This is a genomic window from bacterium (assembly GCA_037147175.1).
Lineage (GTDB): Bacteria > Cyanobacteriota > Vampirovibrionia > Gastranaerophilales > UBA9971 > UBA9971.
This window is the reverse complement of record JBAWVS010000033.1, coordinates 21027-27026: the sequence shown is the minus strand read 5'-3', so window position 1 is coordinate 27026 and position 6000 is coordinate 21027. Positions and strand designations below refer to the sequence as shown.

Sequence of the window (6000 nt, the reverse complement as noted above, 5' to 3'; positions counted from 1 at the left end):
TTTCGTTATTTAACGATTGTAACAAAGTGTTGCGATTTCAATGCGAAACTGTCAAGTAATATAATATATATGACAAAATACTAAAAGAGATTTAAAATAAATTAACTGCTATTTTTTTTAATTCAATATAGAAGAGGTAAATATTTTTATGAAAACAAGAGTAATGATAGTTGATGATTCTAATTTTTCAAGAATCATGCTGGCGGATATTTTAAAAGATGGAAACTGTGAAGTTGTTGGAGAAGCAGGCTCAATTCAAACACTAATTGAAACTTATAAAACCTGTAAACCGGATATAGTGACTATGGATATAGCAATGCCCGGAGCTGACGGATTTGAATGCAGCAAGGCGTTATTATTACAGGATAAACTTGCTAAAATAATTTTGGTTAGCTCAATGAAAGACGAAGCGACAGAAGCGGAAGCCAGAAAGCTGGGAATTTCAGGATATTTACAAAAACCTGTCGAAGCTGAGCATTTATTGACAATGATTAATAATGTTCTTTCACCTGATACCAATTATCAGAATCTGGTAACTTCAAGTGTAGGTTCTTTTAAAGAAGCCCTAAATCAAAGTATTACAAAAGTAACTAAAAGCACTGTAACCATAGTAGATGCTGAAACTCAGGGGAAAACAATTGTTTCTAAAGGAATTACAGTGGTTATTGGGGTTATAGGAAGAGTTTCCGGAACTATTGTAATGGATTTATCACTAGAAACTGCGGAAAAAATGGCAGAAATTATTTATAACAGAAAAATCAAAGATAAAGATGAATATTTGGATATGATAGCAGAATTTGCCAATGTAGTCGGCGGTATAGCCTGTTCTTTAGTTAACAAATTGGACAAATCCCTGCTTTTGCGAGTGACGCCGCCAAGTTTATTTTATAAGTCATCGACGGAAGCTTCGACAGAAATTATTAATCCGTCCTTACAAATGAATAGTATCACTGCTAAGGCAAAATTTGGAGATATTAACCTGAGCTTTGGTTTTAAAAAGGAGTCGATACTATGGATGTAAAACATATAAATCCTGTACTGGATGCTTTTACGAATGTTCTTTCCCAGCTTGGATTTCAAAAAGTAGAAAGACTGGGATTATCTAAAACTAAATCATTAATCATAAACAAGGGAGTTATTAGCAATATCGGTGTGATCGGTAAATTAAAAGGATCTATTGTTATCGGGATGGACACAGATTCTGCTAAAAAATTCGCATCTATTATGATGATGGGAATGGAAGTTAGCGAATTTGATGAATTAGCAACAAGTGCAATTGCTGAAATGAGTAATATTGTTTGTGCTAATGCTTGTACTAACTTTACTGAAATAGGTATCGACGGGTTAAATATTTCGCCGCCTTCAATAATTGTCGGAAAAGGTGCAACTATTAAACTGGCAGCTCCTATTTTGCTGGTTGTTAAATATAATGTCGATAATTTAGACGTAGATTTATCTATAGGCTTATTTTAAAATTTAAAATTTTTTTCACAAAATAATTATATGAGTGAATTTAATATTTTTTATTGTTTTTAAAGCTCGAAAGAATGAGGAAGTAATTCTTTTATAGAAATTTTTTGGGGGTTTCCTTTTGTACTTTCAACAATAACAGATGCATCTTTGCAAAATTCTATAATCCATTGCCTGCAAGCACCGCAGGGATAACATAATTTTGCGTTTTGGCTAAAAATTGCTATAGCAACAATTTTTGATTTTTGTCCGTCTGCAATAGCTGAAGCAATAGCTGAAGCAATAGCTGAAGCAATAGCTGTTCGCTCAGCACAAAGAGTTAAGCCGTAGCTTGTATTTTCTACATTGCATCCTGTATAAGTCTTGCCGTCTTCGTATAATACGCATGCACCTACTTTAAATTTTGAGTATGGAGAATAAGAGTTTTTAGCGGCATCAGATGCTAAATCGAGCAATTTTCGTGCTTCATTATCTTTCATAAGCTTATCTCAAAAGTTGTTGAGGTGTTTTTGAGCTGTTTTCTTCTGCTTTTTTTTCAAGAGCTGCTTTTACCAGACCATAGAACAATGGATGCGGTCTTTCAGGACGAGATTTGAATTCAGGATGGAATTGACTGGCTATAAAATATCTGTGATCTTTTAACTCAATCATTTCAACCAGTTTTTTATCAGGTGAAAGCCCTGAAAAAACAAGTCCTGACTCAGAAAGTTTATCTCTGTATGCATTATTCACTTCATACCTGTGACGGTGTCTTTCAGAAATTATGTCTTTATTGTATATTTTTTCGGCAAGCGTTCCGTTCTGTAGATGACAATTATATGCGCCAAGCCTCATAGTACCGCCGTAATCAACAACTTCTTCCTGTTCTCTCATCAAATCAATAACAGGATAAGGTGTTTCCTGATTAAATTCTGTGCTGTTAGCATCTTTTAACCCTGCCATATTTCTTGCGTATTCAATAACAGCGCATTGCATACCCAAGCAAAGTCCCAAGAAAGGTGTATTTGTGGTTCTTGCGATGTTTATTACATTAATTTTACCTTCAACACCCCTAATCCCGAAACCTCCCGGAATTACAAGTCCGTCAACATCAGCCATCGCTTCTTTTGCTTTTTTCAAATCCACACATATATCTTCTGAAGAAATCCATTTCAGCTCAATACTTGCTCCAAAAGCAGCACCGGCATGCTTTAAAGATTCAACAACAGAAATATATGCATCAGAAAGTTTTGTATATTTTCCTGCGAGTGCAATTTTTACAGTTTTATTCGGATTTTTAATACCGTTTACAATTCCTTTCCATGAATCAAGATTAGGAACTGTATTGTCTTCAATATTCAACCTTTTGAGGACTTCTTTCGGAAGATTTTGAGCTTCGAGAGCTATTGGAACTTCATAAATTGTTTTTAAATCTTTGCATTCTATTACAGCTTCCGGAGGTACATTTGTAAATAAAGCCAGCTTTGCTCTTTCTGATTGAGGAATTGATTTTGATGACCTGCAAACCAGAATATCAGGTTGGATACCTATGCTTCTAAGTGTATTTACACTGTGCTGTGAAGGTTTTGTTTTTAATTCGCCTGAAGCATTAAGATAAGGAATAAGAGTAACGTGAATAGATACTGTATTCGCAAATCCTGCTTCAACTTTAAACTGCCTTATTGCTTCTAAGAACGGTAAACCTTCTATATCTCCGACAGTTCCGCCAATTTCCGCAATTAAAAAATCAGGATTTTTATTTGCTGCTTCTCTAAGACGTGTTTTAATTTCGTCTGTAATATGAGGAATTATTTGGACAGTTCCGCCCAGATAGTCTCCGCGTCTTTCTTTTGTTATGACATTTAAGTAGACGCTTCCTGCGGTTACATTGTTAATTTTGCCAAAATTTTCATCAATAAATCTTTCGTAATGGCCTAAATCAAGATCAGTTTCAGCACCGTCGTCTGTAACAAAGACTTCTCCATGTTGGAAAGGACTCATTGTTCCGGGGTCTACATTTATATAAGGATCAAATTTAAGGATAGTAACAGAATATCCTCTGGTTTTTAAAAGCTTTCCGAGTGATGCGCCAACAATGCCCTTACCTAAAGAACTGACAACTCCTCCTGTTACAAATATAAATTTAGTTTTCTTTTCCATTTTATTTATCCGTCCTTAATTATAATTCAATTACTCGGTAATTCTGGGAACTTTGAAAAAGCCGTCTTCTTCCAGAGGTGCATTTGCAAGTATTTCATCTCTTGTATACGGCAAATTTACTTTATCTTCTCTCATTACGTTTACCATAGGTATCGCATGTGCCATTGGTTCAATATTATCTGTGTTAACTTCGCTTAACTGATTAAAATAATCGAGAATATTAGAAAACTGTTCTGTGAATTTATCTTTTTCTTCTTCTGACAACTCAAGTCTTGCGAGTTTTGCCACATGTTCTATTTCGTTTTTGGTAATCAATTTTCTGCTCCGTTACCTTATTTTATTCTATACATCATATTTTATTACGACCAAGAATAAATGGCTAATTTTTAACAATTAAAAAGGACAGAATTTTTTATGCTCTGTCCTTTTTTGAAGTGATATTCAGTTTTTAGTTTTTTTAGCTTATGCCACATAGTTAATTTTGTTTCCTGTATGAGATGCAAATGTAACTTTACTCAGTGGTTTTTTAGTGCTAAAAAAGTTTGGGACGTACTCACCATAGTTCATTTTCTTTCTTTCTGATGAGTTAAATTTCCAATCCGGTCCCGGATAAAAAATTATACTGTCAGGTAATATTCTCATTTTATTTATGCCTCATGATCTTTCTTTTAATATTGTATTTAGTACACTAATTATTTGATATTATTAATTTAACTCATCCACGAAATAATACTACCCCTAATTAGTGTAATCTTTACAATTATTAAAATAAGTGTAAAATATACAATATTTAAAACTTAATATTATGTTTTTTATATAAAGATTTTTTCTTGATATAACTGCATTTAGGCATATTTTTGTATGATAATTATTTTTTTTAATGTAAAATAATTTAAGTAGAGTAATTGTAACAAAAGATTAATTTGATGCGAGTAATTAAAGATTTGAAAAATTTAAATATAGATAAAAGCTGGACATTGTTTCTTGACAGAGACGGTGTGATAAATAAAAGACTGGTTGACGATTACGTCAAAAACATTTCCGAATTTGAATTTCTCACAGGAGTGCCTGAAGCAATTAAAAAATTCTCAGATGTTTTTGGGAGAATTTTTATCGTTACAAATCAACGCGGCATTGCAAGAAAAATTATGACTGAAAATGATCTTGAATTGGTTCATGGTTTTATGATAGACGGCATCAACAATTCGGGCGGAAGAATAGACAAAATATATTTTTGTCCTCATGATCGAGGTGAAAATTGCGGATGCAGAAAACCTGAAATTGGTTCAGCATTGAAAGCAAAGCAGGATTTCCCCGAGGTTGATTTCAAAAAATCAATAATGGTCGGTGATACTTCTTCTGACATACAATTTGGTAAAAATGCAGGGATGTACGCTATTAAAGTTACATTAAAAAAGAATGAAAATGACGCAGAAATTTTTTCTGTAAACTCACTGTCAGAATTTGCAGAAATGCTTTAATGCCAGGTTATTCCCATGTTATAATTCGTTCTAATTCCTGTGCCGTTTCACCATTGTACAATTTCGCTTGTATAACTTTTTTGTTATCCAGAATATAAATATATGGAATTGAAGACGGAAAATCCAGTCCCAAAGCATTGGCTTTTTGTTGTGAAGCTGCAAAATCAATATCAAGATCAATAAAACCTATATTAAGATGATTTGCCGCTGTAGAACAGGCGTTTCTCGCTTCTCTGCATTTTAAATTCCAGCTTGAGCAAAATAGAACAACTTGCTGTTGAGCTGCATAAGTAACAGAACTAAGCAAAATTCCCGTTAACAACATAAAAATCGAAAAAACTTTTGTAAGTGATTTATTGTTTTTCATTTTTTTATCCTTTTGATAAAGATGATTAATTATCTTTTAATCCTGATTTTATTAATTTAATATCCTTGCTTAATTTTATTTTATCGCCTATTTTTATATTAAATTTTTCACAAAATCCCTTTTGAAATTCTAAAACTGTATCAATTTTATATTTTGAAACATAAAGAGGACAGGGATCTTTTTCACAAACAGGAACTTCTTTATATATTGTAACAATTTTATCATTATAAAGAAAGACTATATCCAGAGAAATTTTCATATTTTTCATCCAAAAATTTTTATAATCAGGGTTTTTAAATAAAAATATCATTCCCTGATCTTCTGCAATTTTGTCTATGTACATTAATCCCTGAATTTTTTTTTCAGGTGTATCTGCTACATTAAGAAAAAATTTTTGATTATTAATTATTCCAAAATCATATTTATTTAGTTTTAGTTCGTTAGCACTAGAAATTTTTAGCTGACAAACAAGTAGCATGAGTATAGAAATTGTTATAGTTGCTATTTTTTTCATAATTTTAGATTTTCCGGATTAAAATTTAT

At 32.3% G+C, this 6000-nt stretch carries 9 protein-coding genes; 3 read left to right on the top strand and 6 right to left on the bottom strand.

Features of this window, described 5'->3' with window-relative positions; translation table 11 throughout:
• The first annotated feature begins 148 nt into the window (after positions 1-148).
• Positions 149-1021 (top strand): response regulator, encoded by an 873-nt coding sequence (locus WCG23_08720; GenBank protein MEI8389952.1) that lies wholly within the window; start codon positions 149-151, stop codon positions 1019-1021.
• Complete coding sequence (locus WCG23_08715; protein MEI8389951.1) at positions 1012-1473, top strand: chemotaxis protein CheX; 462 nt, start codon at positions 1012-1014, stop codon at positions 1471-1473. The genes WCG23_08720 and WCG23_08715 overlap by 10 nt, the downstream gene beginning before the upstream one ends.
• A 59-nt stretch (positions 1474-1532) precedes the next feature.
• Here WCG23_08715 and cdd read toward each other — a convergent pair whose 3' ends face one another.
• The 4 genes from cdd to WCG23_08695 all read right to left on the bottom strand — a co-directional run bounded on the left by cdd (position 1533) and on the right by WCG23_08695 (position 4251).
• On the bottom strand, positions 1533-1949 hold the full coding sequence (gene cdd / locus WCG23_08710) for a cytidine deaminase (GenBank protein ID MEI8389950.1): 417 nt from the start codon (positions 1947-1949) through the stop codon (positions 1533-1535).
• Positions 1950-1953: 4 nt separating this feature from the next.
• A complete protein-coding gene (locus WCG23_08705) occupies positions 1954-3609 on the bottom strand; it encodes a CTP synthase (protein MEI8389949.1) in 1656 nt (551 codons plus the stop codon).
• A 30-nt stretch (positions 3610-3639) separates the two neighbouring features.
• Positions 3640-3924 carry an Asp-tRNA(Asn)/Glu-tRNA(Gln) amidotransferase subunit GatC gene (gene gatC, locus WCG23_08700; GenBank protein MEI8389948.1) on the bottom strand — a complete coding sequence of 95 codons (285 nt, stop codon included), beginning with the start codon at positions 3922-3924 and terminating at the stop codon, positions 3640-3642.
• Between the two features lie 147 nt (positions 3925-4071).
• Entirely contained in the window at positions 4072-4251 is a 180-nt protein-coding gene (locus WCG23_08695) for a hypothetical protein (GenBank protein ID MEI8389947.1), read from the bottom strand.
• A 284-nt stretch (positions 4252-4535) separates the two neighbouring features.
• Here WCG23_08695 and WCG23_08690 point away from each other — a divergent pair, with 284 nt between their 5' ends.
• On the top strand, positions 4536-5090 hold the full coding sequence (locus WCG23_08690) for an HAD family hydrolase (protein MEI8389946.1): 555 nt from the start codon (positions 4536-4538) through the stop codon (positions 5088-5090).
• Between the two features lie 7 nt (positions 5091-5097).
• On the opposite strand, the gene WCG23_08685 is transcribed toward WCG23_08690, so the two are convergent.
• Together WCG23_08685 and WCG23_08680 are read right to left on the bottom strand one after the other, a co-directional pair.
• A complete protein-coding gene (locus WCG23_08685) occupies positions 5098-5457 on the bottom strand; it encodes a hypothetical protein (protein MEI8389945.1) in 360 nt (119 codons plus the stop codon).
• Between the two features lie 25 nt (positions 5458-5482).
• Positions 5483-5971 carry a DUF192 domain-containing protein gene (locus tag WCG23_08680; GenBank protein MEI8389944.1) on the bottom strand — a complete coding sequence of 163 codons (489 nt, stop codon included), beginning with the start codon at positions 5969-5971 and terminating at the stop codon, positions 5483-5485.
• Between the last annotated feature and the right edge of the window lie 29 nt (positions 5972-6000).